Consider the following 24,676-nt stretch of genomic DNA (forward strand, 5'->3'; position numbering starts at 1 on the left):
TGCGTCTACTCCTCGGCGACAGCGTCCATGGCGGCGGCCAGCTGATCCAGCACCCTTACGGTCTCGGCGAATTGCTCCTCGCCCAGCTCGGCGGCGAGCCGGGCGGCGAGCGCGGCGTGGCCGGGATCGATGCGCCGGACCGCGGCGCGTCCCTCGTCGGTGGGGCGCAGCAGTTTGGCGCGGCGGTGGGCGGGGTTGGGCACGTACTCGGCGAGGCCCTTGCCGACCAGCAGGTCGGCGACGCGCTGCACGCCCTGCCGGGTCATGCCCATGACGCGGGCGATCCCGGAGACGGGCAGGTCCTCGCGGAGCACGGCCCCGAGGACCTGCCACCAGGAGGCGGTGAGCCCGGCGGGCCTGGCCAATCGCTCCGAGACGGAGAGGAATTGGCCGCTGAGCCGGAAGACGCCGAGCGCGGTACGGCTCAGCAGCTCCTTGTCGCTCGCGGGCTCCGGACCGGCGGGGGATCGGCTCGCGGGGTCCTGGGCGGCGGGGGCCCGGTTCGCGGGGTCCTGGGCGGCGGGGTGCCGGCTCGTGGGTTCCCGGCTCATGAGCCGGCGTTCAGGATCTCGTAGGCGGCCAGGTCCGAGTCGTGGAACAGCCGGTACCAGGCGTCGAGCCTCTCGCCCTCGTACACCCCGAGCCGTGCGAAGACCTCGCGGGCGAACGCGACCGGTTCGGTCGGCCCGGCCGTGATGAGGTCGCCGTCCGTCACCGCGTCCGCGTCGATGTAGCGGTCGCCGCCCCCGTACCCCGTGGCCGCGAGGTAGAAGGAGACCGCGCTCGTGTGGGCGCGGTCGTCGAGCAGGCCCTCGCGGGCCAGGCCCGCCGTCGCACCGCAGATCGCGGCGACCGGCACCCCGGCGTCCAGGAAGCCGCGCGCCGCACGGGCGAAGGGGGCGAGTGTGTCACCGGCGTCCCAGAGCCCGGCGCCGGGGAGCACCAGGAGCGCGCTGTCCTCGGGGCGCAGGTCCGCGAGCGGGAGGTCGGGCAGGACGCGCAGCCCGCCCATGGTGGTGACGGGGCCGGTGGTGGGGCCGACCGTCCGCACGGTGAAGCCGGCCTGCGCGAGATGGGCGGTGGTGTGCCCCGTCTCCCAGTCGGCGAGGGTGTCGTACACGGCCAGGTGAATGGTCCCGCGGGTGTCGGTCATGGCGCCTCCTCGGTGGAACTGTGCCGTCGGCCCCGCTCCTCGGCGACGGTCACGAGTGACCACCGAGAGCATGCCAACATGCTGTCAAGATGGCAACATGTTACCAACTGATTCCGGCAGGCCGGGCCATGCGCCGATCCGCGCCGGTCCGTGATTCGGCGCCGTCCGCGACAACCCGACACCCTGCCCAGCGGAGCGCCCCATGCCATACAAGGTGGCCATGTCGGGCGGCTCCCGGCACGCCCTACGCTCGCCGCATGACCCCTCATGCCCCGCATGCCCCGCATGTCGACCCCGCTGCCGGCGCGGCCGTGAAGGCCGCCGACCGCGCGCACGTGTTCCACTCCTGGTCCGCCCAGGGCCTGATCGACCCGCTCGCCGTCGCCGGCGCCGAGGGGGCGTACTTCTGGGACTACGACGGCAACCGCTACCTGGACTTCACCAGCGGCCTCGTCTACACCAACATCGGCTACCAGCACCCCACCGTCGTCGCCGCGATCCAGGAGCAGGCCGGCAAACTCGCCACCTTCGCCCCCGCGTTCGCGATCGAGGCGCGCTCCGAGGCCGCACGCCTCATCGCCGAGCGCACCCCCGGCGACCTGGACAAGATCTTCTTCACCAACGGCGGGGCCGAGGCCGTCGAGAACGCCGTCCGGATGGCCCGGCTGCACACCGGCCGTACGAAGGTGCTCTCCGCCTACCGCTCGTACCACGGCGCCACCTCCACCGCGATCAACCTGACCGGTGACCCGCGCCGCTGGCCGTCCGACAACGGCTCGGCGGGCGTCGTCCGCTTCTGGGCGCCGTTCCTCTACCGCTCGCCGTTCCACGCGGAGACCGAGGCCGAGGAGTGCGCCCGCGCACTCCAGCACCTGGAGGACACCCTCGCCTTCGAGGGCCCCGGCACGATCGCCGCGATCATCCTGGAGACCATCCCCGGCACCGCGGGCATCATGACGCCGCCGCCCGGCTACCTCGCGGGCGTCCGCGAGATCTGCGACAGGTACGGCATCGTCTTCGTCCTCGACGAGGTCATGGCCGGCTTCGGCCGCACCGGCAAGTGGTTCGCCGCCGACCACTTCGACGTGGTGCCGGACCTGATGACCTTCGCCAAGGGCGTCAACTCCGGTTACGTGCCGCTCGGCGGTGTCGCGATCTGTGCCGAGATCGCCGCGACCTTCGAGACCCGCGCCTACCCGGGCGGACTCACGTACTCCGGTCACCCGCTGGCCTGTGCCGCCGCCGTCGCCACCATCCATGTGATGGAGGACGAGAAGGTCATCGAGAACGCCGCGCACATCGGTGAGACGGTCCTCGGCCCCGGCCTGCGCGAGCTCGCCGAGCGCCACCCGTCGGTCGGCGAGGTCCGCGGCCTCGGCGCGTTCTGGGCGCTGGACCTGGTCCGCAACAAGGAGACCCGCGAGCCGCTGGTCCCGTACAACGCGACGGGCGAGGCCAACGCGCCGATGGCGGCCTTCGGCGCCGCGGCCAAGAAGAACGGCCTGTGGCCCTTCATCAACATGAACCGCACGCACGCCGTCCCCGCCTGCAACATCACCGAGGCAGAGGCCAAGGAGGGCCTCGCGGCCCTCGACGCGGCCCTCTCGGTCGCGGACGAGCACACAGCGTGACCCGGATGCCGCGGGCCGCCCGACAGGCACCCGCGGCCGTACCGCGGGCCGCCTGACAGACACCCGCGGTACGACGCCCCTCCCCCTGCCCGGAACCGGGCACAGCGGCCCTGGCTTAAGGTGACCGGAAGCGAAGAACGGGGAGGGGCGCCATGGGCGCGAGCGGAGCTGTGACCCGCAGTACGCTGCGGCAGCAGATCGCGGACGCGCTGCGTGACGAAGTGCTTGCCGGGCGTCTGCAACCGGGCAGGGAATTCACGGTCAAGCAGATCGCCGAGCAGTACGGCGTGTCGGCGACCCCGGTGCGCGAGGCGCTCTTCGACCTGTCCGCGCAGGGACTGCTCGAATCCGACCAGCACCGGGGCTTCCGGGTACGGGAATTCACCGTCGCCGACTACCGGTCGCTGGTCGAGGCCCGCAGCCTGGTCATCGACGGAGTAGTCCGCGGCATCTTCTTCGGCCCCGCGCTCTCGACCGCGCAGCTGACGGGGTACCGCGACTGTCTGGTCCCCGTGCGCCGCCGGGCCCAGGAGGCCGCACGCGCGGCGCTCGGCGGCGACCTCGACATCCTCATCGGCTACGACCTGCGGTTCTGGCGCGAGCTGGGCATCCTGGTGGGCAACGCCTACATCAACGACTTCCTGCACCGACTGCGCGTCCAGGCATGGGTGTTCGCGGTGCCGTACCTGCGCCACGACGTGCGGGCCCGGGACTGGCTCTGGCACGGCCATCCGGATCTGGTCGCGGCGGTCACCCTCGGCGACCACGACGCGGTGCGCGCGGTGCTGGACGACTACAGCTCCCACGCGCTGAACTGGGCGGACCGGCTCGCGGCCGGTGAGATCGAACATCCGGGGCGCGGCGGACAGGAACCGGAGCCCGGGGCGCCGGGGGCGTAGCCCGCCCCGCCCCTCTTCGGTACCGGCCACTGTGCGCAACGCGACCACCGCATTACGCTGTCCCGACCATCCCGAACGTTCCACACGTTCCATGCGCACCCAGGGGAGAGCGAGACTTCGTGGCCTGTGACCTGTGGCTGGTCCCCCTCGTCGATGTGCTGTGCCACAGCCCCGACAATCCGTTCGCCGAAGAAATAGCCGTCTACGACAAGGCGTTGGGCGAGGCCGGACTGCCGCCCGTGCCCGTGTACGCCTACATGCCGGGCCTGACGGGCGACGTCGCCCCGATCGCGGGCTTCGACTACGACGCCCTGCACTTCCTGCGCCGCGCCTTCCTGCTCCAGCTCAGCGGACTGGCCGTCACACCGGTCGGGGAACTGGGCGGGGACTACGAGCAGTTGCTGGAGATGTTCGAGGCGACGGCCCAGCAGTCCCACCTGGTCTGGCACTACGACCACGCCGGGGCGTACGTCCCGCTGGACTTCGCCGCCCCGCTCTCCAACGACGACCTGCTGGCGGGCGGCGGCCCGCTCGGCTCCTCGCACGGGCTGCTGCGGGAGCTGGAGTACGTCGCCCCGTCCATCGGCATCGACCCGGCGAACCCGCCGCCCGCACCGCTGCCGCCCGCCGCACCGACCTCCCTGGAGGAACCGGCGGCGCCGATCACGTACGACCAGGGCCCGTTCGCCCGCGAGCGGCACGTCTGGCTGGGCCTGCACGCGGCGGCCACCCGCAGCCTCGCCCAGGGCTCAATGATCATCTTCAGCTGAGGCCCGGGGGCGGCGCGGCTCCGGTCCGGCGCCCCGGTCCCGGTTCTTGTCCTGGCCGACGGTGATCCGCCGTGATCCACCAGGGAGATCATGATCCGCCGGGATCCGCCAAGGAGATCGGGATCCGCCTAGGAGATCGGGATCCGTCGGGATCCGCCGGGTTCGCCACGACGACCCCGGCAGATCACGACGGTCACCCCGGCAGATCGCGACGGGTCACCCCGAGGTCGTCGCGACGGTCACCCCGGGGCCGTCGCGGGGTCATCGCGACGGTTGCCGCGGCGGTCGTCGCGGGGTCATCGAGGCGACTCCGGCGGGCGCTGGCGCGGCATGTTCGGCCGGGTCATCGTCTGGAGCGGGAACCGCCCCGGCAGCACCCCTTGATCCGAGCGCCCGCTGTTCCCGGTGCCCGAGGAAAGCGCCTGCATCCCCATCGGTGCGGGACCGGCCCGGAACTCCACCATCCAGTCGGCGGTCTCGGTGCGCACCAGCTCCGTGACGTCCTCCGAGAACCGCCGCAGCACTCCCAGGCACCGCTCGGCCGCCTCGCTGGCCGTCCCCTCGGTCGGGCCGAGCACCTCCCGTACGCACTCCGACGCCCAGTCGAACTGCAGCACCTGGAGGCGCCGCTGCACGGCCTGGGCGGTGGCGAGATTCCTTATCCAGCCGGAGGTGAGGCCGAAGTACCGGTCGCACGCCATGCACGCGGCGCCCAGCAGCAGCGACAGGTAGCCCCAGCCCGCCGCCCCGGGCAGCGCCCCGGTCAGATCGAGCAACGGCAGCGCGGTGCCCGCGACCGTCCCGATCGCGGTGCCGATCCGCAGCACCCTGGCGCCGCGGCGCTTGCGCACCCGGTCGTTCATGTACCAGTCGGCGGTGCGCAGTGCGTCGGCCTCGACCCAGCGGTACAGCTCGTCGAGACGGTCGGCGGGTTCGCCCCAGTCGCCGAGCGGAAACGGCGTACCGGCCAGATCCCCGCCCCGGCCGCCCCCGCCCCGGGTATCCCGGCCGCGTGCGCCGGAGCCCGAACCGGAGGAACCGGCCGAGCCGGCCGGGCCGGGCTCGTTGCGGGGCGGCCCTTCGGGCTGCATCTCCGGCTGACTCACCGGGTACTCCTCTGCATTCTGCGTAGCGATGCCTGAAACGGCGACGGGTTTCGACGGCGGGGTGCTCACTGCTCTCCGGCGTGGCCGACAGTCCCGCGTAGGTAACCTTGCGTGACGACCGGTGCGCCTGTGTGACCTATGCGCACGCCCTTCCTACCGCCGAATGGTGGGCCATGGGGTAGAAAACGCGGTATTCCCGGGTGCGCGGAGCCTGTGATCAGGTATAGGAGGCTGGCAAGGGCTGCCTGAAACTCACTCGAAAGAGTTGCGCGCCAGTGGGTGGGGCGAGCTGCCCGGTGACCACGTAGGCTCGGCGTACCGAAACATTTTGTCGTCGAATTGCCAGGAGTGACCGTGATTCCCGGTGGTGGTCAGCCCAATATGCAGCAGCTGCTGCAGCAGGCCCAGAAGATGCAGCAGGACCTCGCCGCGGCCCAGGAGGAACTGGCCAGGACCGAGGTCGAGGGTCAGGCGGGTGGCGGTCTCGTGAAGGCGACCGTGACCGGTTCCGGCGAGCTCCGCAATCTGGTGATCGATCCCAAGGCGGTCGACCCGGAGGACACCGAGACGCTCGCGGACCTCGTCGTCGCCGCGGTCCAGGCCGCGAACGAGAACGCGCAGCAGCTCCAGCAGCAGAAGCTGGGCCCGCTGGCCCAGGGCCTGGGCGGCATGCCCGGCCTCCCCTTCTGACCCGCTGAACCCTCCGGCTCGGCTACCCAGGACAGGAAAGGAAGGCGTTCCCGTTGTACGAAGGCGTGGTTCAGGACCTCATCGACGAGTTGGGCAGGCTGCCCGGCGTCGGTCCCAAGAGCGCGCAGCGGATCGCCTTCCACATCCTGCAGGCCGAGCCGACCGATGTGCGGCGCCTCGCCCACGCCCTCCTGGAGGTCAAGGACAAGGTCCGGTTCTGTTCGGTCTGCGGCAACGTCGCCCAGCAGGAGCAGTGCAACATCTGCCGGGACACGCGCCGCGACCCCTCGGTGATCTGCGTGGTCGAGGAGCCCAAGGACGTCGTCGCGATCGAGCGGACCCGTGAGTTCCGGGGCCGCTACCACGTGCTCGGCGGCGCGATCAGCCCGATCGAGGGCGTCGGCCCGGACGATCTGCGCATCCGTGAGCTGCTCGCCCGCCTCGCCGACGGCTCGATCACGGAACTGATCCTGGCGACCGACCCCAACCTGGAGGGCGAGGCCACCGCGACGTACCTGGCGCGGATGGTCAAGCCGATGGGCCTGCGGGTCACCAGACTGGCCAGCGGCCTGCCGGTCGGTGGCGACCTGGAGTACGCGGACGAGGTCACCCTGGGCCGCGCCTTCGAGGGGAGGCGCCTGCTCGATGTGTGATGCCGGCCCGATGCGTGGCGCCTGCCCGACGTGTGATGCCTTTACGTCTTCCGGTGTTCTTCCCGTGACCGTTTCGAGGACCGTTCCCGCGACTCACGGCGGCTTTACGTTCAGCGACGCTATGTTCTACTCACCGTTCGCGACCGTGCCCACGGGAGGTCCCCTCGATGTCTGACGCCACGCTGAACTCCGTCACGCAGGACCCGGACGACTTCGCCGTCCAGATCGCCGACCAGATCAAGACGTTCATCGTCGCGGTCACCGAGGTGTCCAAGGTCGAGGAGCCCGAGGAGGCCGTCCCCGTCCTGCTGCTCCAGGTCTCCCAGCTCCTGCTGGCGGGCGGCCGGCTCGGCGCGTACGAGGACATCGTCCCCGACGAGCGCTACGAGCCGGACCTGGGCGCGGAGCCGGACGCCGACGGGCTGCGCGAGCGGTTCGCCGCCCTGCTGGAGCCGATCGACGTCTACTCCGAGGTCTTCGACCCGTACGAGCCCCGCAAGGCCCCGGTCCCGGCCCGGATCTCCGACGACCTGGCCGACCTGGTCACCGACCTGCGCCACGGCCTGGCCCACTACGAGGAGGACCGCACCACCGAGGCCCTGTGGTGGTGGCAGTTCTCCTACTTCTCCAACTGGGGCTCCACCGCCTCCGCCACCCTGCGCGCCCTCCAGTCCCTGATCGCCCACATCCGGCTCAACCAGCCCCTCCAGGAACTGGACGGCCTGGACACCGACACGGAAACCCTCGACGACGACCTCGCCGAGGAGGCCGGCCGGGTGATGGCCGAGGAGATCGCGGGCCCTCTGGGGCTGCGGCCGGTGCAGTAGCGCGGACGGCTGCTCAGCCCCCGTCGCACCGCAGGTCGCCGTCGTGCATGAAGCCGAGCGGTGTGCCGTCGTCCGTGCGCGAGACGCGCCACAGCTCGTCCGCGCCCTGGCGGGTGGCGTTCACCGGGATGCCCGGGTCCAGGTAGCCGACGATGTCGGACGGTGTCGGGACAGGGTTGGCTCCCGCGTAGACCGGGGCGTCGGCGTGGGTGGCGAAGCAGGTGGTGCCCGCATGGGCGGGGGACGCGGTCAGGGGGAGCGCGGCGAGGGCCAGGAGCAGGGGCAGCGCGCGCAGTGGCTTGCGCATGGCGGGCCTCCGGCGGGCGGATGGTCGGGTTCCGGTTCACGCTAGAGGTGCGGGGCCGGTGAATCGTGGAGCCGGGCCGCCAGGCGTGTGGGCTGGGCCACATACGGCATGCGAGCCGGTTCGGCGGGCAGCACACCTGTACGAGCGGTCCGGAGCGACACGCCGATGATCACGTGCTGAGCGGGACATCTCACCATGTGGTATCAGCGGGGCGATTCCGGACTGCTCGTTAAACTGAGCCGACCGCAGTAATGGACTGAGCGAGGAGCGCACGTGGGCCTTGTCGTGCAGAAGTACGGAGGCTCCTCCGTAGCCGATGCCGAGGGCATCAAGCGCGTCGCCAAGCGAATCGTCGATGCCAAGAAGAACGGCAACCAGGTGGTTGTTGTGGTGTCAGCGATGGGCGACACGACGGACGAGTTGATCGATCTCGCCGAGCAGGTATCCCCGATCCCTGCCGGGCGTGAGTTCGACATGCTGCTGACCGCCGGGGAGCGGATCTCCATGGCCCTGCTGGCGATGGCGATCAAGAACCTGGGCCACGAGGCCCAGTCGTTCACCGGCAGCCAGGCAGGCGTCATCACCGACTCGGTCCACAACAAAGCGCGCATCATCGATGTGACGCCGGGCCGTATCCGTACGGCGCTGGACGAGGGGAACATCGCGATCGTCGCGGGGTTCCAGGGTGTGTCCCAGGACAAGAAGGACATCACCACCCTCGGCCGCGGCGGGTCCGACACCACCGCCGTCGCGCTCGCGGCCGCGCTGGACGCCGAGGTCTGTGAGATCTACACCGATGTGGACGGTGTCTTCACCGCCGACCCGCGGGTCGTGAAGAAGGCCCGGAAGATCGACTGGATCTCCTTCGAGGACATGCTGGAGCTGGCCGCGTCCGGCTCCAAGGTGCTGCTGCACCGGTGCGTGGAGTACGCACGCCGCTACAACATTCCGATCCACGTCCGCTCGTCCTTCTCCGGACTGCGCGGAACCTGGGTCAGCAACGAGCCGCAAGGGGACCAGAAGGTGGAGCACGCGATCATCTCCGGAGTCGCCCATGACGTCTCCGAGGCCAAGATCACCGTCGTCGGCGTTCCCGACAAGCCGGGCGAGGCCGCCGCGATCTTCCGCACCATCGCGAACGCGGAGATCAACATCGACATGGTGGTGCAGAACGTCTCCGCCGCGTCGACCGGTCTGACCGACATCTCGTTCACGCTGCCGAAGGCCGAGGGCCGCAAGGCCATCGACGCCCTGGAGCGCAACCGCGGCACCATCGGCTTCGAGTCGCTGCGCTACGACGACCAGATCGCGAAGATCTCCCTGGTCGGCGCCGGCATGAAGACCAACCCGGGTGTCACGGCGGGCTTCTTCGAGGCGCTGTCCGACGCCGGTGTGAACATCGAGCTGATCTCGACGTCCGAGATCCGCATCTCGGTGGTCACCCGCGCCGACGACGTCATCGAGGCCGTGCGCGCCGTGCACACCGCCTTCGGTCTCGACAGCGACTCCGACGAGGCCGTCGTCTACGGGGGCACCGGCCGATGACCGCGCGCCGCCCTTCGCTCGCGGTCGTCGGAGCGACCGGGGCGATCGGCGGCGTCATGCTCCAGATCCTTTCGCAGCACGCGGACGTCTGGGGCGAGGTGAAGCTGATCGCCTCGCCGCGCTCGGCCGGCCGCAAGCTGGTCGTGCGCGGCGAGGAGAGCGAGGTCCTCCAGCTCACCGAGGACGTCTTCGACGACGTCGACGTGGCGCTGTTCCTGGTGCCCGACGAGGTGTCCGCGCAGTGGGCGCCGATCGCCGCGGCCAAGGGCGCGGTCGTCATCGACGACTCCGCCGCGTTCCGGCTGGACGCGGACGTGCCGCTGGTCGTGCCCGAGATCAATCCGCACGCCGTACGGATCAGGCCACGCGGCATCGTCGCGAGCCCCAACTGCACGACGCTCGCGCTGATCGTCGCGGTCGGGGCGCTGCACGCCGAGTTCGGTGTGCGGGAACTGGTCGTCTCCTCCTACCAGGCGGTGAGCGGGATGGGCCGGGACGGCGTCGCGGCGCTCCGCGAACAGCTGTCGCTGGTCGCCGGTACGGAACTGGGCACGAAGCCGGGTGACGTACGCAGGGCCCTGGGGGACACCGAGGGCAGTCCCTTCGCCGCCCCGGTCGCCCTCAACGTGGTGCCCTGGGCAGGCACCGAGGCCGGGGACGGCTGGTCCTCCGAGGAACTGGCGATCCGCGAGGAGTGCCGCAAGGTTCTGGACCTGCCGGGCCTGCGGGTCGCGGCGACCTGCGTGTACGTACCCGTCATCGCGACGCACTCGATGTCCGTTCACGCCCGGTTCGAGAACGAGATCGAGGTCGACCGGGCCCACGAGATCCTGGCGACGGCACCGGGCGTGGTGCTCTACGACAGCCCGGCGGCGGGAGACTTCCCGACGCCGTCCGACGTCGTGGGCACCGATCCGACCTGGGTGGGACGAGTGCGCAGGTCACTGGACGATCCCCGAGGTCTGGAGCTGTTCGTCTGCGGCGACAACCTCCGCAAGGGGGCGGCGCTGAACGTGGCGCAGATCGCCGAATCGGTGGCCGCCGAGTTCCCAAGGTCCTGATCGAACCTGTTTTGTCCTCTCTGTGAACGTCCTGTGAGTAAGTTGAAGGTCTCAACCTCTTGAGATGGGGTGTCGGGGTATCCGACGATGACTTTCGGCCTGTTGCAACCGCTGACCGGGGACTACGCGTCTATGCGGTCACCTCTGGCGCGGCGGGGCGAAAAATTCGGGGCATTCAGGGTATCCGGGGAAGTGCAGGTACGTATGAGGGCATGTCGCACGACGGCGAACGCGGTGCCGCGCGCGTACAACCCTGATGGGGGGGAACGTGTCCAACTGGCGTGGCAGAGGTTCTCGATATCACGGTGGTGGGCCCCTTGCGCGGCGCTTCGGTGCGTCCGCTCCGACGGCCCCGCGCACCCGGCGGTATGCCGGTGATTGCGCCCATGCCCGCTGCGCGGCCCGCACGGCTGCCCGCGCAACGCGAGGGCGCTGAGGAGGCCGTGGCTGCCGGAACCACGGTCGACCATCTCACCGAGACCTATCGGGCCCACTACCGCTCGCTGCTCGGGCTCGCGGCCCTGCTCCTGGACGACACCGCCTCCTGCGAGGACGTGGTGCAGGAGGCGTTCATCCGGGTGCACTCGGCGCGCAACCGGGTGCGTGACCCGGAGAAGACGCTCGCGTATCTGCGCCAGACCGTCGTCAACCTCTCGCGCTCCGCGCTGCGCCGCCGCATCCTCGGGCTGAAGCTGCTCTCCAAGCCCATGCCGGACATGGCGAGCGCGGAGGAGGGCGCGTACGACCAGCTGGAGCGGGACGCGCTGATCAAGGCGATGCGGGGGCTGCAACGGCGCCAGCGGGAGGTGCTGGTGCTGCGTTACTTCGCGGACATGACGGAGGTCCAGGTGGCCGAGACGCTCGGGATATCCCTGGGCTCGGTCAAGGCATACGGCTCCCGCGGGATCGCGGCGCTGCGCGTCGTGATGGAGGCGCAGGTATGAGCCGGCGCGAGCACGAGAACGGTCCCGGGCACGAGAACGGTCCCGAACGTGAGAACGGTCCCGAGCACGAGAACGGTCCCGAACGTGAGAACGGTCCCGGGGGCGAGAACGGTCCCGAACGGGAGCATCGGCGTGAGCGTCGGAATGACCGGACTGGAAACGGAATTGTGAACCACGACCCTGGAACGGCTGGGGCTGCTGGGGCTGCTGGGGCGGCTGGGGCCGACGAGACCGACGAGACCGACGGGACCGACAGGGCCGGTGTCCCTGGCGGGGCTGATGGGGTCGGCGGGGCTTTTGAGACCAGCAGGGCTTCCGGGGCCGGCCGGGCCTCCGAGGCCGACGAGACTGCCGGGCTCGGCAGTCTGAGCAGCCTCTTCGGCACGGAGACCGGGCGGGACGGCGGTCCGGGTGTCGGCCTGGGTGCCGGTGGCGGCGCGGATTTCGACGAGGTCGCACTGCGCCGCATGCTGCAGGGCGCCGTCCGGAACATCGAGCCCGGCGACGGCACGCTCGATCATCTCCAGCGCGCGGTTCCCGCCCGGCGCGCCAAGCGACGCCAGGCCGTCGTGGGGCTGGCGGCCGCGGCACTGCTCATCGGCACCGCGGTCCCCGCCTTCGTCCATGTCGCGAACTCCGACGGTTCGGACACCGCCAACCCTGCGATAGCCGGGCACGGTGAGCAGGCGCAGGGCGGCAGCGGAACCGACACCGACTCGCAGTCCGGCGGGAAGAACAGCAGCGGCAACACCGATGGGCAGGCCGACGGCGACCGGAACCATCCCACCAGCACGAGCAGCCCCTCCGACAGCCGTGGCCAGGGTTCCGACGGCAACCTGTCCGGCGGGGTCGCCGACCCGTCCGGCTCGGCGGTGGTCGCGATGCGGACCTGCGACCCGGGACAGCTCGGTGTCGCCTCGGCCGAGACCGGTGCGGCCGGTGCCGACGGCACGGTCTACGGCACCTTCCGGATCTCCAACGTCTCCGGCACGGACTGCTCGGTGAGCAGCGGCGGCAGCGTGGGCTTCCAGGCGATCGGCGCGGCCGACCCGGCCCGGATCGCGGTCGTCCAGCACACCGCGGGCGATGCGGCGGCCGGACTGCCCGACCCCTCGCAGGAGCAGGGGACGGTGCTGCTGAAGCCTTCGATGTCGTACGAGGTGAAGTTCGCCTGGGTGCCGAAGGACACCTGTCCGACCGTCGGCGGCTCGCCGAGCCCGACGCCGACCGACGACGCGGGCGGTGCGAGCGGCGCGGCGGCGGCCGGTGCCGGTACGGGGAGCAGCGACGGGACGTCGGAGACGGACACGCAGTTCGGCAGCGAGGACGGCGGCAGTACGCAGGACGGCAGCGTCGCGGTGATGCACACGCCGGAGCCCGGGGCGCCGGTCGCCGAGACGAAGATCTCCAACGCCTGCTCGGGCACGATCTACCGGACCGGGGTGCTGGCTCCCGCGACATGACGCGGCAGCGGGGCGGGACGAGGCAACGGGGCGGGGCGCGGCGGACCGAGACATGACGTGAGGGGCCCGCCGGATCGATCACCGATCCGGCGGGCCCCTCATCGTGTCCCTGTCGCCCCTGTCGCCCCTGTCGCCCCTGTCGTCGGCTCGTCCGCGACTCAGGCGGCGCCGGTACCCGCGCCCGTTCCCGTACTCACGGGGTGCTTGCCGGGCTCCGTCTCAGGAGCGGCTGCCGCTTCCTCCACCAGGCCCAGTTGCAGGTCGCGCGCCGCCTCGGCTTCGCGGCGGACCAGCCGGAACCACATGAAGAGCACGAACCCGGCGAAGACGAACCACTCGCCGGTGTAGCCGAGGTTCTGGAACGCCTTCAGGTCGAGTCCGGTGCCCTGCGCCGCGGCGGCCGGTACGGGACGCAGCTGGCCGGCCGGTGCGTCCTGGAGCGTCACCCATGCGTCGTAGACGTCGTACGGGACGAGGTTGATCAGCGACGCGGCGCTGATCATGCCCAACTGGCCGTCGGGGAGCCCGCCCGTCGTCTCGACGCCCGTGGTGCCCGCGTTCTCGGACGCCTGCAGGTCGCCGGTCACCGTGACCTCGCCGGTCGGCGCGGCGGGCACGGGGGTCTGGCCGGGCTTGCCGGGCAGCCAGCCGCGTACCACCGGCAGGGCCTTGCCGCTGTCCGTGCGGAGCATGTCCAGGACGTAGAAGCCGCTCTTGTCGTCCAACTTCCGTCCGGGCACCAGGAACTGATCGGTGTACCGGCCGGTGGCGATGGCGGGGCGGCCGGAGGTCACCGTGTCGACGGGCAGCAGCTCGTCGATCGGCTTGGCGGGCCGGGTGCCGGGGGCGGGCTGCTTCTCGGCGGCGTCGTGCGTCTGCACGCGGTCCTCGAAGCGGCCGAGCTGCCAGGTGCCCATGAACACGCAGAACGGGATGGCCAGCACGACGAAGAGGTTGATCCCCCACCATCGCGGGGTCAGCAGGAACCGGTACACCCCTCCACGGTACGGTCCCCGCTCCGGCCACCCGGAGCGGGGTGCCGACTGACGACCGTGCGCCCCGACCCGCACCCCGCTCCGACCCGCCCCCCCGACCTTGCCCTCGACCCGCCGCCCCGTCCCTGCGCCCGCCGGTCTGCCCGTTACGCGGCGGACGGGTCCGTTCCCGTGGCCAGGTGGCGCCGGGCGAAGTCCAGTTCCAGTCGGACCTGCTTGATCCGCTCCTCCACGACGAGCGAACCGTGTCCCGCGTCGTACCGGTACACCTCGTGCACCGCGTCGCGGTCCTTCAGCCGGTCGACGTAGTTCTCGACCTGGCGGATCGGGCAGCGCGGGTCGTTGACGCCCGCCGAGATGTAGACCGGCACCCGGACCGCGTCGACGTACGTCAGCGGGGACGACGCCTCGAAGCGCTCGGGGACCTCCTCCGGCGTGCCGCCCAGCAGCGTGCGGTCCATCGCCTTCAGGTTCTCCATCTCGTCGTGGTACGCCGTGACGTAGTCGGCGACCGGGACCGCCGCCAGGCCGAGAGCCCAGTCGTCCGGCTGCGTGCCGAGACCGAGCAGGGTCAGATAGCCGCCCCAGGAGCCGCCCGCCAGAACCAGCTTCTCCGGGTCCGCGAGACCGGACTTCACCGCCCACTCCCGTACCGCGGCGATGTCCTCCAGCTCGATCAGGCCGACCCGGAGCTTGAGCGCGTCCGTCCAGGCGCGGCCGTACCCGGTGGAACCGCGGTAGTTGACCCGTACGACCGCGTAGCCGTGGTCCACCCAGGCGGCGGGGCCGGAGGCGAACGCGTCGCTGTCGTGCCAGGTCGGGCCGCCGTGGATCTCGAAGACGGTGGGGAACGGCCCCTCCGCCGGAGCGGCCGGACGCTGGACGAGAGCGTGGACGCGGCCCCCGGGACCATCCACCCACACGTCCTCCACCGGAACGGACGCCGGCGCCTTCAAGCCGGGCGGATCGAGCACCACCGCACCCGATGTCGAGCGGACGACGGGCGGCTGCGCGGCCGAGGACCACAGGTACTCCACCGTGCCGTCCGGCCGGGCCGTGGCACCCGACACCGAACCCGCGGGGGTCTCCACCCGGACGGGCGCGCCGCCCGCCTCCGGCTCGTACCGCCACAGCTCGCTGCGGGCCTCGAACTCGTGCATGACCAGCAGCGCGGAGGCGTCCGGATACCACTCGGCGACCACATCGCCGGGCAGATCGATCGCGAGCTCCGTCTCCGCGCCGGTCGTCGGATCCCAGATCATCGGCTCCCAACGGCCCCGCCGCTGGTGCCCGACCAGGAGCCGCGGATCCCCGGCCACGGGCGCGAAGCCCAGCACGGACAGGCCCAGCTCCTTCGTGCCCCCCTCGGTGTCGTCCAGCTCGCCGACCGTCGTCCCGTCCGGCCGCACCACGCGCAGCGCGGAGTGCATCGCATCGCCGTGCTCGGTGTGCTCCAGGGCGATCAGCGCCCCGTCATGGCTGAGGTCACCGACACCCGCCGACTCGCGGTGCCGGTAGATCTCCACGGGAGCCGTACCGGGCCGCACGACATGGACCGTCGTGCCGTCGTCGTCGGTCGAGCGGCCGACCACCGCTGTGCCGTCCCGCCCGATCGCGAGCCCGGCCGGATACGAGGCGCCGAGCCCCGGCGTGGCCGGCTCGTCACCCGGCTGCCCGTCCTGGCCACCGTGGAACGGCTGGCGCATCCACACCCCGAATTCGTCGCCGTCGGTGTCGTTGAACCACCAGACCGACTCCCCGTCGGGCGTCAGCAACCCACCCGTCGTGCCGTTAGGCCGGTCGGTCACCTGGCGCTGCTCGCCGGTGGCGCGGTCCCACGCGTACAGCTCGTACGTACCCGTGGCGTTGGAGACGAACAGCGCACGGTCGGGGGCGTCCTCCGCCCAGTCGGGCAACGACACCCGTGGCGCCCGGAAGCGCTGCTCCCACTCCGGTGCGGAAGCGGCCGCCGTCGCGGCAGCGGGGTCCTGGGCGGAAGGGGCCGTCGTCGAGCCAGTGATCTCAGTCATGTCCCCCATTCTGCGTCGGAACGCCGGCAATCCGTTCGCTTCGTCCTCAGCCTGTGGATAACCTCCGGGCATGCATGTACCGACCCCTGCCGACTGGCACGAGGCAAACCGTGCGCACTGGGACGAGCGCGTCCCGATACACGCCACGAGCGACTTCTACGACCTCGAATCGTTCCGCGCCGGGAAGGACGCCCTGCGCGATTTCGAACTCGCCGAGGTCGGCGACGTCACGGGCAAGTCGCTGCTGCACCTCCAGTGCCACATCGGCGTCGACACCCTCTCCTGGGCCCGGCACGGCGCCGCACAGGTCGTCGGGCTGGACTTCTCCGAACCGGCCGTCGAGACCGCGCGCGCCCTGGCCCGCGAGCTCGGGTTCGGCCAGGACCGGGCGGCGTTCGTCGCGGCCGACGTCCACGATGCCGCGGAAGCCGTCCCCGACTCGTCGTACGACATCGTCTACACCGGCATCGGCGCGCTGAACTGGCTGCCCGACACCCGCCGCTGGGCCGAGACCGCCGCATCGCTCGTGGCGCCCGGCGGATTCCTCTACCTCGCGGAATTCCATCCGATGACGGACTGCCTCGACGACGCCACCGGGACGAAGGTCGAGCACGACTACTTCAGCCGCGACGCATGGGTGGACGAGACGCCGGGCACGTACGCGGACTTCGACGCGCCCACCGTCCACAACCGCAGCGTCGAATGGCAGCACCCGATCGGCGAGGTGGTGTCGGCACTGGCCGCCGCCGGGCTGCGGATCGAGTTCCTGCACGAGCACGACGCCTCGCTCTTCGCCCGCTTCCCGACGCTGGAACGGCAGAGCGACGGCTTCTACCGCTTCCCGGCGGACCGGCCGCGCATTCCGCTGATGTACTCCATCAAGGCGTCGAAGGCAGCCGATTCCTGAACAGGAGCCGATTGTCAGTGGTGGGGCTCAGACTCGGAACCATGACAACGACTGCCGATCTGCGCGCCGTGGTGGAGACGTACTGGAGCGCGGCCGACGCCCGCGACTGGGGCGCCTTCGCCGCGACGCTCGCCGACGAGGTGTTGTACGACCTGCCGCAGACCCGCGAGCGCATTCGCGGGAAGGAGCGGTACGTGCGGTTCAACCGGGAGTACCCCGGGGAGTGGCGGGTTCTCGTCGAGCGCGTGGTGGCCGATGGTGAGGGACGGCAGGCAGCCGTCCGTACGCGCTTCACGGTCGGCGCCGAGGAGCTGCCCGCCGTCCACTTCTTCGTGTTCGACGCGACGGGGCGGATCAGCGGGATCACCGACTTCTGGCCCGAGCCGTACGAACCCCCGGCGGGCCGGGAGCACCTCGTCGAGCGGTACTGATCCATCGGCCCGTCGGCCGGTCTCCGCCAGATGATCTCTGCCGGCTGACCCCCGGCTGCTGCTCTCTGCCGACTGAACGCTGTCTGCCGCCCTCCGTCGGCTGATCGCTGTCTTCGGCACCCCGCCGGCTGACCGCTGTCTTCGGCAGCCCCCGCCGGCTGATCGCTGTCTTCCGGCAGCTCCCCGCCGGCCGTGTGCCGAGGCATCGGCCTCGTACTCAGACGTCGGACGGGCCAGGCTCCCTGGGGCCCGCGCGGTCCCACCCCGGGGCACGGACATCGACCGCCAGTGTGTTCATCACGACTTCCTCGCCGCAGGTGCGGCAGATCCACGCCGCGTCGAGATCGTGCGCGTGCGCGGGCGGCTGCGTACCCCCGGGCGTACGGGCGTCCGTGGCCGGCTCGTGGAGCATGACCACCGGCCGGTCCTCCAGCACCCACCGGTCGCCCCAGTCCAGCAGGGCCCGGATCACCGGCGCGAGATCGCGCCCGGATTCGGTCAGGTGGTACTCGTACCGCGGCGGGCGCTCGTTGTAGGGCCGCCGCTCGATCACTCCCGCCTGCTCCAGCGAGCGCAGCCGCGCCGCGAGACGGTCACGGGGCGCGCCGGTGTTACGGGTGATCGCGTCGAACCGGTGGTTGCCGAAGAAGATCTCGCGCACCGCGAGCAGCGCCCATTTCTCACCCACCACATGCAGCGCGGCGGCGGCCGAGCAGGGCCGACCGGGCAGCGCGACCGTCGGGGCGGTACGGGCGTGGGGTTCCTGTGCAGCTCTCATCACCACAAGGTTGCCATCTCAAACTCACTGGCGCTACCTTGCGCCATGATAGTTGGAAAATCAAACTCACTCGTCTCCGTGAGCGACGGGGCGGCCGCTCACGGAGCCGCCCCGGCCCCTTCCGCTCCCCCTCCCGCCGCCGCGTCCCGTGCCTCCGTCTGGATCATCGCGGCCGGTGTCTTCGTCGTGAACCTCGACCTGTTCATCGTCAACGTCGCGGTCCCGGCCCTCGGCGACGCCTTCGACGGCAGCTCCCTCTCCTCGCTGTCCTGGGTGCTCAACGCGTACGCGATCGTCTTCGCCGCCCTGCTCGTCGTCGCGGGCAGGCTCGCCGACCGCTACGGTCACCGCCGCGGATTCCTCCTCGGGCTGGCGGTCTTCACCGTCGCCTCCGCGCTCTGCGCCGTGGCCCCGGGCGTCGGCTGGCTGGTGGCCGCCCGCGCGCTGCAGGCCGCGGGAGCCGCCGCGCTCATGCCGACCTCCCTCGCACTCCTGCTCGTCAACACCCCGGCGGAGCGCCGCCCCAGGGCCATCCGGAGCTGGGCGGCGATCGGCGGCATCGCGGCCGGCCTCGGTCCGGTGGTCGGGGGCGTGCTCGTGGAGGCCGACTGGCGCTGGGTCTTCCTCGTCAATGTGCCGGTCGGCGTGGTCGGGCTGCTCGCGGGCGCCCGGCTGCTCCCCGATTCCCGCCCGCACCGCGAGGGCCCCTTCCCCGCCTGGTCGGGGCGGCGCTGCTCACCCTCGCTATCGCCGCGCTGGCACTCGCCCTGGTCAAGGCCGATTCCTGGGGCTGGAGTTCGCCCGGAGTCCTGGTTCCGCTGATCGCGACGGCCGTTCTCGCCGCGGGCTTCTGGATGCGGTCCGCCCGGCACCCTGCCCCGGTCGTCGAACTGCCGATGCTGCGTTCCCGGGTCTTCGCGACGGCCACCCTCGCGGCACTGCTCTTCACCGTCGCGTTCGCGGCGATGCTGCTCACTTCGGTGCTCTGGTGCCAGCAGGTGTGGGGGTACTCGGCGATCCGTACCGGACTCGCCATCGCACCGGGGCCGTTGGTCGTGCCGGCGCTCGCCGTCCTCTCGGGACCGCTCGTCCGCCGGCTCGGGGCGGGCCGCACGGCGGCGCTCGGCTGCCTGCTGTTCGGCTGCGGGCTCGCCTGGTGGGCCGTCGCGCTCGACACGGCTCCGCACTACGCGAGCGCTTTTCTCCCCGGCATGATGGTCACCGGCATCGGCGTGGGTCTCGCCCTGCCCACCCTGGTCGGCGTGGCCGCGGCGGCCCTCCCGCCCACCCGCTTCGCCACCGGATCGGCCGTCACCACGATGGCCCGCCAGACGGGTTCGGTGCTGGGGGTGGCGCTGATGGTCACACTGCTCGGTGCGCCGGACGGGCCGGGCGCGGCCCTCGACGCGTTCCGCCACGGCTGGTGGGTGGCCGCGGCCACCGCCGTACTCGCCGCGTTCACCGCCCTGACCCTGCACCGGCCGGACGCCGCGTCTGCCTCCGCCCGACCGCCCCGTGGCAGCAGTGCGGCGGACGGCCGGAACGATCCCCGGCAGCCCGCCGCACTTTCTGCACCTCCGTCGTCCGCGTCCTACGCGGCCGAGCGGAAGGCCGGAAGGTAACCGCCGGACTGGCCGGCAGCCTTGGGGTGGTACGAGTTGTAGACCGGGATCGACACGCTGTGGAGCCACGTGTCACCGGAGCACAGCTCGTGGCCGGTGAACTCGTCGACCACGCTGGAGAACGTGAATCCGGCGTCGGCCGCCTGCTTGGCGATGACGCCGTTCAGCACGTCGGAAGCATTGTTGATCGCCGTCCGCTCCTTCTCCGACAGTCCGGCGATGCAGCTGCCGCCGAGCTGGTAGAAGCGCGGGTAGCCCAGCACCACGACATGGGCCTGCGGGGCGCGCGACCGGATGGAGCTGTAGAGCGAACTCAGGCCGGAGGGCAGGGAGTTCTGCATCTGTGAGACGGCCGAGCCGATGCTGCTGAGGCAGGTGGCCTCACCGGACAGCACGCAGTCCTGCATGACATCGGCGAAGCCGACGTCATTGCCGCCCGCGGTGACGCTGACCAGGCCGGTGGACGAGTTCAACGCCCCCAGCTGGGTGCCGGCAACCGAGCTGGTCGTGGCGCCCGAGCAGGCCACGAAGGCAAAGGAGGAAGGCGAGTTCGCAGCCGCCCAGAGGTAGGGGTAGGCGTTGGTGCTGCGGCGGCAGTCGCCGCTGTCGGACAGATAGCTTCCCGCGCCGACGCCGGAGGAGTACGAGTCGCCGAGGGCGACGTAACCATCGGCGGCGGCCGAGGAGTTGGCCGAGGCCGGCTGGGCGACGCCCAGCGCGGCAACGGCGGCGAGGACCAGAGTGGATGCGGACGCCCAGAATCTCCGTACTGACATGGCTGTCAGCCCTCCGAAGTGTGGGGGGTGGGTGGGGGGTTGATTGAGCGCCACGTTTCTAGCAGCTATCGGTACCGGCCGGTAATAGCTGCGGAAGAACTGGTCTGATATGCCCGAATGATCGTTCGGGTGTCATGGCTCCGCGCGTAGATAAACCTCCGGCCGCACCCTGAACGGGTGGTGTGACGGCGGGAGGTCGGGTGTGGGCGCGCCGGATGAGTGCAGGGGAACGCAGGGGGGACGCAGGGGAGTGAACGGGAGCGGAGGGGAGTGAACGGGGGCGGAGGGGAGTGCGGGGGAGTGCCGGGGTGCCGTGGGGGTTCTCCGGGGTCCGCGAGGCTCACGGGCGGTGCGCGGGGTGGGCACGCGCGGCGCCCATGAGCCTCATGGACAGGGCATGGGCGGTACTACTCGGCAGCTCTCCCGGACAGCCCTTCAAGGCGGGCCCTTCGGGCAGCACTCCCGGACAGCCGTTTCAGGTGGCCCTTTCGGACAGCCCTTTCGGGCGGGCCTTTTCGGGTGGGTTCCCCGGGCGCGGCCCCTCCGCGGGTGCCCACAAACAGAAACCGCCCTCTGTGGCGGCATTCCCACAAGGTGGGTGCCGCCGCAGAGGGCGGTTGTCCTGGTTATCCGAGGATCAGTTGTGGCCGAACCTCCGCTGCTTCCGGTGGGAGACCTGTTCTGAGATCGCGTGCACCGTGTCCTGGGCTGCCGTTGGCTGTGTCTGCTCCTTCGTCTCCGGAGCAGTGCTGCGTTCGTGGCCGCCGGTGCGGGCACCGCGGTTCTGCCGACTCTGCTTCTTGCCCACGATCGTGCCTCCTGTTGCGGATCTCGGACGATGGGCCATCACCAGACTCGCATGTGGGCAGGAAAGGTGCATTCCGGGTGGTGGTCGGCGAATGCGACTCCCCACGGCCGCACCCGGTTCCCGCCTGTTCCTCCAGGTCGCCAGACCGGAGGCGGCGCCGGCCGAGAGTCTTGTGCGGGCCCGCCCCCCGGGCCGGGCCGGGTCAGGCCGGGCCCGTACAGCAAGCGCTGTACGGGCCCGGCTGTCGCTCGTGGCCATGAGGAGACCTGCTGCTCGCGGGCCAGCGTCCTGGCGGCGCTGCGACGCTGGGGGGAAGAAGCCGCCCTTCGTGCCGAGCGGGTAGTGGCCCGGCCGGATCTGTACGGCGGTTCCGGAGGCCGGATTGGCCTTGGCCAGACCCCCGCGCACCGCGCTCGGCCCGCGCGAGCCGACCACATCGCCCTTGCGCAGGGCCGGGCAGCGATGCCGCCGCCGTGGCGCCCGCGATCACAGCGGTCCGGGCGAGGAACGGCGACCGCCTGGTCCACGGCCTGGTCGATCAAGTCGTAGTGCCGCGTCTCCCAGTGCGTGGAGGTCTGGATCAGCGACTTGCGCGGCAGTACCCCGGCGCGCATGGGCGGCGCCCTGCTCCGGGTTCACGGAAGCGGAACGCCGCCCATGGGGTCGAGCGAGCAGTGACTGCGCCGAGCGGTTCACCGGCGGCTTCTCCCGCAGCCGGCTGCGGCACGGTGTGTTGTGCCAGGAGGCGAGAGGGCCGGCCGGCCGCTCACTGCCGGTGTCTGCCCGTCAGTACCACGCCGTGCAGCGCTTGGTTCCTCCTGCTGTGGGCGTCACGCATGCCCGCACCTGCTTGGTGGACGGGTTGTAGTACATGGGCGTCCACGTCGTGTAGGTGTTGGACGTGCCCGCCTTCTTCACCGTCCAGCCGCTCGCACCCGCAGCCTTCTTGCCCAGGCCCGTTTCGCACGACCCCCCGCCCTTGTTGCAGCGCTCCACCGTGATGTTGTAGGCGGGCGGAATGCTGGAGTATTCGAGGCGCGCCCAGCCGTACTGGTCTCCGTCCGTCTTTCCCCAGCGCAATTCGAGATGGTTCGAACTGCCCAGGTTGATTTCGTACGGGGTGACAGGGCCCGACTGCCACGTCTGAATATTCGGATCGTGGCCATCGCACTGATAACCACTGCAGGACGCGGCCTGCGCCGATCCGGGAACGGCGATCCCCAATGCCAGGGCGGCAATTACGGATCCGAGAATGGTGGCGAGTCTGGATCTGTCTCGCATACGGTCCTCCTCTGGATTTCCGGGCGGACGACGGTGAAATCATTCGACAGTTACCCAGTGTTAAGAATGATAACTGTCGGTGCATTCTGGATGAGCATACGTGAAGGGTTCGCGAATGAGCAATGGCGAATTGGTGTTCGCGCATTCGCCTCCGGTGAGGGATTTCGGAAGAGTTCCATGATCTTTGTCGAAGTTTCCTTTATGTAGAAAAATGACGGATCGTGGATATATCTTGAAGCGCTGTGGGGCTTTCCTGGTGGCCCGTGTGGCCGTGCGGCCCGAGCGGCCTGTGGAAGGGGCGAGTCCCCGTGCCGACCGGCACGGGGACACACGGTGCGGGGCGTCCCGCGCCCGCGGCATCAGGCCGAGGAGGTGACGGACCGCCGGGCAGGAACGGCTCGCCCGGCCGTGGATGCCGTGGCGTCCGTGCCCGGGCTGCAACCACCCTCTCCGAGGACGAACTCCTCCGCGTGCCCCGGGTGTCGCGCCGAGCGCTGGTGCCGGTAGTCGCGCATGGCGTCCTCGCGCCAGGCGGTGAAGGCGGCATCGCACAGCCGGTCACGGAACCGGCCGATTCCCATCCAGCGCAGCACGGCCCCGGACCGGTCCAGGGGGAAGTAGGTCTCCCCGGGCCCGGTGGTGCCCGCCTCCGGCTCACCAGGAGGTCCAGGCGTCCATCCCAGGGCGGTGACCGTGTCCATGGAACGGAGGTTTCCGAAGATGCCCGGCATCCGACGCGCTTTCCGGCCCAGGTCCAGGTGTTCCACCTGCACCGGACCGGTGTCGTCGGTTGCGTCCAGGGGCGTGGTCAGGTCCCCGCCCGTCTGCCCCGCGCGACCCAGTACGACCTTCTCCTGCATCAGCACCTTGCCGGTGCCGTGAACCCGGATGCGGGTGCTGCGGTGGGTGGCGATCTCGTCCGAGACCACGAACGGCCTGCCCGCCCAGGTCAGGACGGCTCCGTCGCCCACGGTGGCGTGGATCGTCCAGGACGACGGTGCGTCGCCCTCGTAGGCGACCGTGCCGGTCGGCTCCACCCCGTCGAGCCAGGCGCCGGGCGCGACGTCCACCTCGATACGGACGTCGTCACCGGACAGCAGCAGCGCCCGGGTGGCGATGAGGCCCACCCTGGCTCCGCCTGCGTCCTGGTCCACGATCCGCACCGTCAGGTGCCCGGTGGTGTGGTGGACGCGGCTGCGGCCGGTCGCGGGCGCCACGCTCAGGCGGGTGGGTCCGGTCACGCGATCTGCCCGGTCCTCGTCGGGGCGTGGTCGTGCGCGTGGGCGGTGCCGACGGCGTGAGTGTGCGGATGGCCGCCCCCGTCTTCCCGGCCGGCGTGGAAGTGCGGGGCCATGGGGCCTGGGTCGACGGGGGTGTGATCACCGGTGCGGTACCGGGCGAGGGCCTCGCGGACCCAGCCGGTCAGCATCCGGACGGACGTCTCGTCGTGCCGGGACAGCGCGATCACCGGGGATCCCTTGCGGGCCTCGCTGCCCTCGCGGGTCATACGTTCCACGTCCACGCCCACGTACTGGCCGAGGTCGGTCTTGTTGATCACCAGGAGGTCGGCGCGGGCGATGCCGGGACCGCCCTTGCGGACGACGTCACCGCCGCCGGCGACGTCGAGGACGAACAGCTGGGCGTCCACCAGGGCGGGGGAGAAGGTCGCGGTGAGGTTGTCGCCGCCGGATTCGATGACGACCAGGTCCAGGGGGCCGAAGTCGGCCTCCATGTCCTCGGCCGCCAGCAGGTTGGCGGTCACGTCGTCGCGGATCGCCGTGTGGGGGCAGGCACCCGTCTCCACCGGGCGGATCCGCTCGGGGTCCAGCACCCCGGCGCTCCTGAGGAAGCGTGCGTCCTCGTCGGTGTAGATGTCGTTCGTGATGACCCCCAGGCTCAGTTCGCCGGACAGGGCCCGGCACAGCGTCGCGATCAGCGAGCTCTTGCCGGTGCCGACGGGACCGGCTACGCCCAGACGCATGGCGCGGGCAGGGGCGGT

At 71.0% G+C, this 24,676-nt stretch carries 25 protein-coding genes; 14 read left to right on the forward strand and 11 right to left on the reverse strand.

What is annotated here, in order from left to right:
• Window positions 1–5: 5 nt before the first annotated feature.
• Window positions 6–551 carry a MarR family winged helix-turn-helix transcriptional regulator gene (locus ACGF8B_RS02910; RefSeq protein WP_392734156.1) on the reverse strand — a complete coding sequence of 182 codons (546 nt, stop codon included), beginning with the start codon at window positions 549–551 and terminating at the stop codon, window positions 6–8.
• A complete protein-coding gene (locus tag ACGF8B_RS02915; protein WP_392734158.1) occupies window positions 548–1,153 on the reverse strand; it encodes a DJ-1/PfpI family protein in 606 nt (201 codons plus the stop codon). Before ACGF8B_RS02915 ends, ACGF8B_RS02910 begins: the two co-directional genes overlap by 4 nt.
• 257 nt (window positions 1,154–1,410) lie before the next feature.
• Between ACGF8B_RS02915 and ACGF8B_RS02920 the strand changes: the two genes are divergently transcribed.
• The 3 genes from ACGF8B_RS02920 (at window position 1,411) to ACGF8B_RS02930 (ending at window position 4,453) form a co-directional block, all read left to right on the forward strand.
• Window positions 1,411–2,784 (forward strand): aspartate aminotransferase family protein, encoded by a 1,374-nt coding sequence (locus ACGF8B_RS02920; protein WP_392734161.1) that lies wholly within the window; start codon window positions 1,411–1,413, stop codon window positions 2,782–2,784.
• Window positions 2,785–2,936: 152 nt separating this feature from the next.
• A complete protein-coding gene (locus tag ACGF8B_RS02925) occupies window positions 2,937–3,683 on the forward strand; it encodes a GntR family transcriptional regulator (protein ID WP_392734163.1) in 747 nt (248 codons plus the stop codon).
• Between the two features lie 119 nt (window positions 3,684–3,802).
• Entirely contained in the window at window positions 3,803–4,453 is a 651-nt protein-coding gene (locus tag ACGF8B_RS02930; RefSeq protein WP_392734165.1) for a hypothetical protein, read from the forward strand.
• Between the two features lie 296 nt (window positions 4,454–4,749).
• Here the strand turns inward: ACGF8B_RS02930 and ACGF8B_RS02935 are convergent, their stop codons facing one another.
• The gene (locus tag ACGF8B_RS02935) at window positions 4,750–5,544 is read right to left on the reverse strand and encodes an SLATT domain-containing protein (RefSeq protein ID WP_392734464.1); all 795 of its coding nucleotides are present in this window, start codon (window positions 5,542–5,544) and stop codon (window positions 4,750–4,752) included.
• A gap of 369 nt (window positions 5,545–5,913) precedes the next feature.
• On the opposite strand from ACGF8B_RS02935, the gene ACGF8B_RS02940 reads away from it, so the two are divergent.
• The 3 genes from ACGF8B_RS02940 to ACGF8B_RS02950 all read left to right on the forward strand — a co-directional run bounded on the left by ACGF8B_RS02940 (window position 5,914) and on the right by ACGF8B_RS02950 (window position 7,729).
• Complete coding sequence (locus ACGF8B_RS02940; RefSeq protein WP_072487886.1) at window positions 5,914–6,249, forward strand: YbaB/EbfC family nucleoid-associated protein; 336 nt, start codon at window positions 5,914–5,916, stop codon at window positions 6,247–6,249.
• 53 nt (window positions 6,250–6,302) lie between these two features.
• The gene (gene recR, locus ACGF8B_RS02945; RefSeq protein WP_124719582.1) at window positions 6,303–6,902 is read left to right on the forward strand and encodes a recombination mediator RecR; all 600 of its coding nucleotides are present in this window, start codon (window positions 6,303–6,305) and stop codon (window positions 6,900–6,902) included.
• Window positions 6,903–7,069: 167 nt separating this feature from the next.
• Window positions 7,070–7,729: a DUF5063 domain-containing protein gene (locus tag ACGF8B_RS02950; RefSeq protein ID WP_266731732.1), complete on the forward strand. Its 660-nt coding sequence runs from the start codon at window positions 7,070–7,072 to the stop codon at window positions 7,727–7,729.
• 13 nt (window positions 7,730–7,742) lie between these two features.
• Here ACGF8B_RS02950 and ACGF8B_RS02955 read toward each other — a convergent pair whose 3' ends face one another.
• Window positions 7,743–8,036, reverse strand: a complete 294-nt coding sequence (locus tag ACGF8B_RS02955; protein ID WP_392734167.1) for a hypothetical protein — start codon at window positions 8,034–8,036, stop codon at window positions 7,743–7,745.
• 273 nt (window positions 8,037–8,309) lie between these two features.
• Here ACGF8B_RS02955 and ACGF8B_RS02960 point away from each other — a divergent pair, with 273 nt between their 5' ends.
• The 4 genes from ACGF8B_RS02960 (at window position 8,310) to ACGF8B_RS02975 (ending at window position 13,049) form a co-directional block, all read left to right on the forward strand.
• Window positions 8,310–9,581, forward strand: a complete 1,272-nt coding sequence (locus ACGF8B_RS02960; protein ID WP_266915004.1) for an aspartate kinase — start codon at window positions 8,310–8,312, stop codon at window positions 9,579–9,581.
• A complete protein-coding gene (locus tag ACGF8B_RS02965; RefSeq protein WP_392734170.1) occupies window positions 9,578–10,642 on the forward strand; it encodes an aspartate-semialdehyde dehydrogenase in 1,065 nt (354 codons plus the stop codon). The genes ACGF8B_RS02960 and ACGF8B_RS02965 overlap by 4 nt, the downstream gene beginning before the upstream one ends.
• 368 nt (window positions 10,643–11,010) lie before the next feature.
• Entirely contained in the window at window positions 11,011–11,586 is a 576-nt protein-coding gene (locus tag ACGF8B_RS02970; RefSeq protein ID WP_392734173.1) for a SigE family RNA polymerase sigma factor, read from the forward strand.
• Between the two features lie 467 nt (window positions 11,587–12,053).
• Complete coding sequence (locus tag ACGF8B_RS02975; protein ID WP_392734175.1) at window positions 12,054–13,049, forward strand: hypothetical protein; 996 nt, start codon at window positions 12,054–12,056, stop codon at window positions 13,047–13,049.
• Window positions 13,050–13,207: 158 nt separating this feature from the next.
• Here ACGF8B_RS02975 and ACGF8B_RS02980 read toward each other — a convergent pair whose 3' ends face one another.
• Window positions 13,208–14,044 (reverse strand): SURF1 family protein, encoded by an 837-nt coding sequence (locus ACGF8B_RS02980; protein WP_392734177.1) that lies wholly within the window; start codon window positions 14,042–14,044, stop codon window positions 13,208–13,210.
• Window positions 14,045–14,190: 146 nt separating this feature from the next.
• On the reverse strand, window positions 14,191–16,074 hold the full coding sequence (locus ACGF8B_RS02985) for a S9 family peptidase (protein WP_392734179.1): 1,884 nt from the start codon (window positions 16,072–16,074) through the stop codon (window positions 14,191–14,193).
• 70 nt (window positions 16,075–16,144) lie between these two features.
• Here ACGF8B_RS02985 and ACGF8B_RS02990 point away from each other — a divergent pair, with 70 nt between their 5' ends.
• Together ACGF8B_RS02990 and ACGF8B_RS02995 are read left to right on the forward strand one after the other, a co-directional pair.
• Window positions 16,145–16,981 (forward strand): class I SAM-dependent methyltransferase, encoded by an 837-nt coding sequence (locus ACGF8B_RS02990; RefSeq protein WP_259927911.1) that lies wholly within the window; start codon window positions 16,145–16,147, stop codon window positions 16,979–16,981.
• Between the two features lie 41 nt (window positions 16,982–17,022).
• Window positions 17,023–17,412: a nuclear transport factor 2 family protein gene (locus ACGF8B_RS02995; RefSeq protein ID WP_392734181.1), complete on the forward strand. Its 390-nt coding sequence runs from the start codon at window positions 17,023–17,025 to the stop codon at window positions 17,410–17,412.
• Window positions 17,413–17,629: 217 nt separating this feature from the next.
• On the opposite strand, the gene ACGF8B_RS03000 is transcribed toward ACGF8B_RS02995, so the two are convergent.
• Entirely contained in the window at window positions 17,630–18,190 is a 561-nt protein-coding gene (locus ACGF8B_RS03000) for a winged helix-turn-helix transcriptional regulator (RefSeq protein ID WP_392734183.1), read from the reverse strand.
• A gap of 78 nt (window positions 18,191–18,268) precedes the next feature.
• On the opposite strand from ACGF8B_RS03000, the gene ACGF8B_RS03005 reads away from it, so the two are divergent.
• Together ACGF8B_RS03005 and ACGF8B_RS03010 are read left to right on the forward strand one after the other, a co-directional pair.
• Window positions 18,269–19,012 carry an MFS transporter gene (locus ACGF8B_RS03005; RefSeq protein ID WP_392734184.1) on the forward strand — a complete coding sequence of 248 codons (744 nt, stop codon included), beginning with the start codon at window positions 18,269–18,271 and terminating at the stop codon, window positions 19,010–19,012.
• Window positions 18,958–19,812 carry an MFS transporter gene (locus tag ACGF8B_RS03010; protein ID WP_392734466.1) on the forward strand — a complete coding sequence of 285 codons (855 nt, stop codon included), beginning with the start codon at window positions 18,958–18,960 and terminating at the stop codon, window positions 19,810–19,812. Before ACGF8B_RS03005 ends, ACGF8B_RS03010 begins: the two co-directional genes overlap by 55 nt.
• Here ACGF8B_RS03010 and ACGF8B_RS03015 read toward each other — a convergent pair.
• From ACGF8B_RS03015 to ureG, 4 genes are all read right to left on the reverse strand, one after another.
• Complete coding sequence (locus ACGF8B_RS03015) at window positions 19,782–20,588, reverse strand: SGNH/GDSL hydrolase family protein (RefSeq protein WP_392734186.1); 807 nt, start codon at window positions 20,586–20,588, stop codon at window positions 19,782–19,784. The two genes, ACGF8B_RS03010 and ACGF8B_RS03015, sit on opposite strands and share 31 nt — an antisense overlap.
• Before the next feature lie 1,594 nt (window positions 20,589–22,182).
• Window positions 22,183–22,677, reverse strand: a complete 495-nt coding sequence (locus tag ACGF8B_RS03020) for a hypothetical protein (protein ID WP_392734188.1) — start codon at window positions 22,675–22,677, stop codon at window positions 22,183–22,185.
• Window positions 22,678–23,036: 359 nt separating this feature from the next.
• Window positions 23,037–23,918 (reverse strand): urease accessory protein UreD, encoded by an 882-nt coding sequence (locus tag ACGF8B_RS03025; RefSeq protein ID WP_392734190.1) that lies wholly within the window; start codon window positions 23,916–23,918, stop codon window positions 23,037–23,039.
• Complete coding sequence (ureG, locus tag ACGF8B_RS03030) at window positions 23,915–24,658, reverse strand: urease accessory protein UreG (RefSeq protein ID WP_392734467.1); 744 nt, start codon at window positions 24,656–24,658, stop codon at window positions 23,915–23,917. Before ureG ends, ACGF8B_RS03025 begins: the two co-directional genes overlap by 4 nt.
• Window positions 24,659–24,676: the final 18 nt, after the last annotated feature.

Origin of the sequence: Streptomyces sp. NPDC047917 (assembly GCF_043204345.1) — a bacterium.
GTDB classification, from domain to species: domain Bacteria; phylum Actinomycetota; class Actinomycetes; order Streptomycetales; family Streptomycetaceae; genus Streptomyces; species Streptomyces sanglieri.

Coding starts and splice junctions, on each gene's coding strand:
- ACGF8B_RS02910 (WP_392734156.1), bottom strand. CDS start 551: ATGAGCCGGGAACCCACGAGCCGGCACCCCGCCGCCCAGGACCCCGCG.
- ACGF8B_RS02915 (WP_392734158.1), bottom strand. CDS start 1,153: ATGACCGACACCCGCGGGACCATTCACCTGGCCGTGTACGACACCCTC.
- ACGF8B_RS02920 (WP_392734161.1), top strand. CDS start 1,411: ATGACCCCTCATGCCCCGCATGCCCCGCATGTCGACCCCGCTGCCGGC.
- ACGF8B_RS02925 (WP_392734163.1), top strand. CDS start 2,937: ATGGGCGCGAGCGGAGCTGTGACCCGCAGTACGCTGCGGCAGCAGATC.
- ACGF8B_RS02935 (WP_392734464.1), bottom strand. CDS start 5,544: ATGCAGCCCGAAGGGCCGCCCCGCAACGAGCCCGGCCCGGCCGGCTCG.
- ACGF8B_RS02950 (WP_266731732.1), top strand. CDS start 7,070: ATGTCTGACGCCACGCTGAACTCCGTCACGCAGGACCCGGACGACTTC.
- ACGF8B_RS02955 (WP_392734167.1), bottom strand. CDS start 8,036: ATGCGCAAGCCACTGCGCGCGCTGCCCCTGCTCCTGGCCCTCGCCGCG.
- ACGF8B_RS02965 (WP_392734170.1), top strand. CDS start 9,578: ATGACCGCGCGCCGCCCTTCGCTCGCGGTCGTCGGAGCGACCGGGGCG.
- ACGF8B_RS02970 (WP_392734173.1), top strand. CDS start 11,011: ATGCCGGTGATTGCGCCCATGCCCGCTGCGCGGCCCGCACGGCTGCCC.
- ACGF8B_RS02975 (WP_392734175.1), top strand. CDS start 12,054: ATGCTGCAGGGCGCCGTCCGGAACATCGAGCCCGGCGACGGCACGCTC.
- ACGF8B_RS02985 (WP_392734179.1), bottom strand. CDS start 16,074: ATGACTGAGATCACTGGCTCGACGACGGCCCCTTCCGCCCAGGACCCC.
- ACGF8B_RS02990 (WP_259927911.1), top strand. CDS start 16,145: ATGCATGTACCGACCCCTGCCGACTGGCACGAGGCAAACCGTGCGCAC.
- ACGF8B_RS02995 (WP_392734181.1), top strand. CDS start 17,023: ATGACAACGACTGCCGATCTGCGCGCCGTGGTGGAGACGTACTGGAGC.
- ACGF8B_RS03000 (WP_392734183.1), bottom strand. CDS start 18,190: ATGAGAGCTGCACAGGAACCCCACGCCCGTACCGCCCCGACGGTCGCG.
- ACGF8B_RS03015 (WP_392734186.1), bottom strand. CDS start 20,588: ATGTCAGTACGGAGATTCTGGGCGTCCGCATCCACTCTGGTCCTCGCC.
- ACGF8B_RS03020 (WP_392734188.1), bottom strand. CDS start 22,677: ATGCGAGACAGATCCAGACTCGCCACCATTCTCGGATCCGTAATTGCC.
- ureG (WP_392734467.1), bottom strand. CDS start 24,658: ATGCGTCTGGGCGTAGCCGGTCCCGTCGGCACCGGCAAGAGCTCGCTG.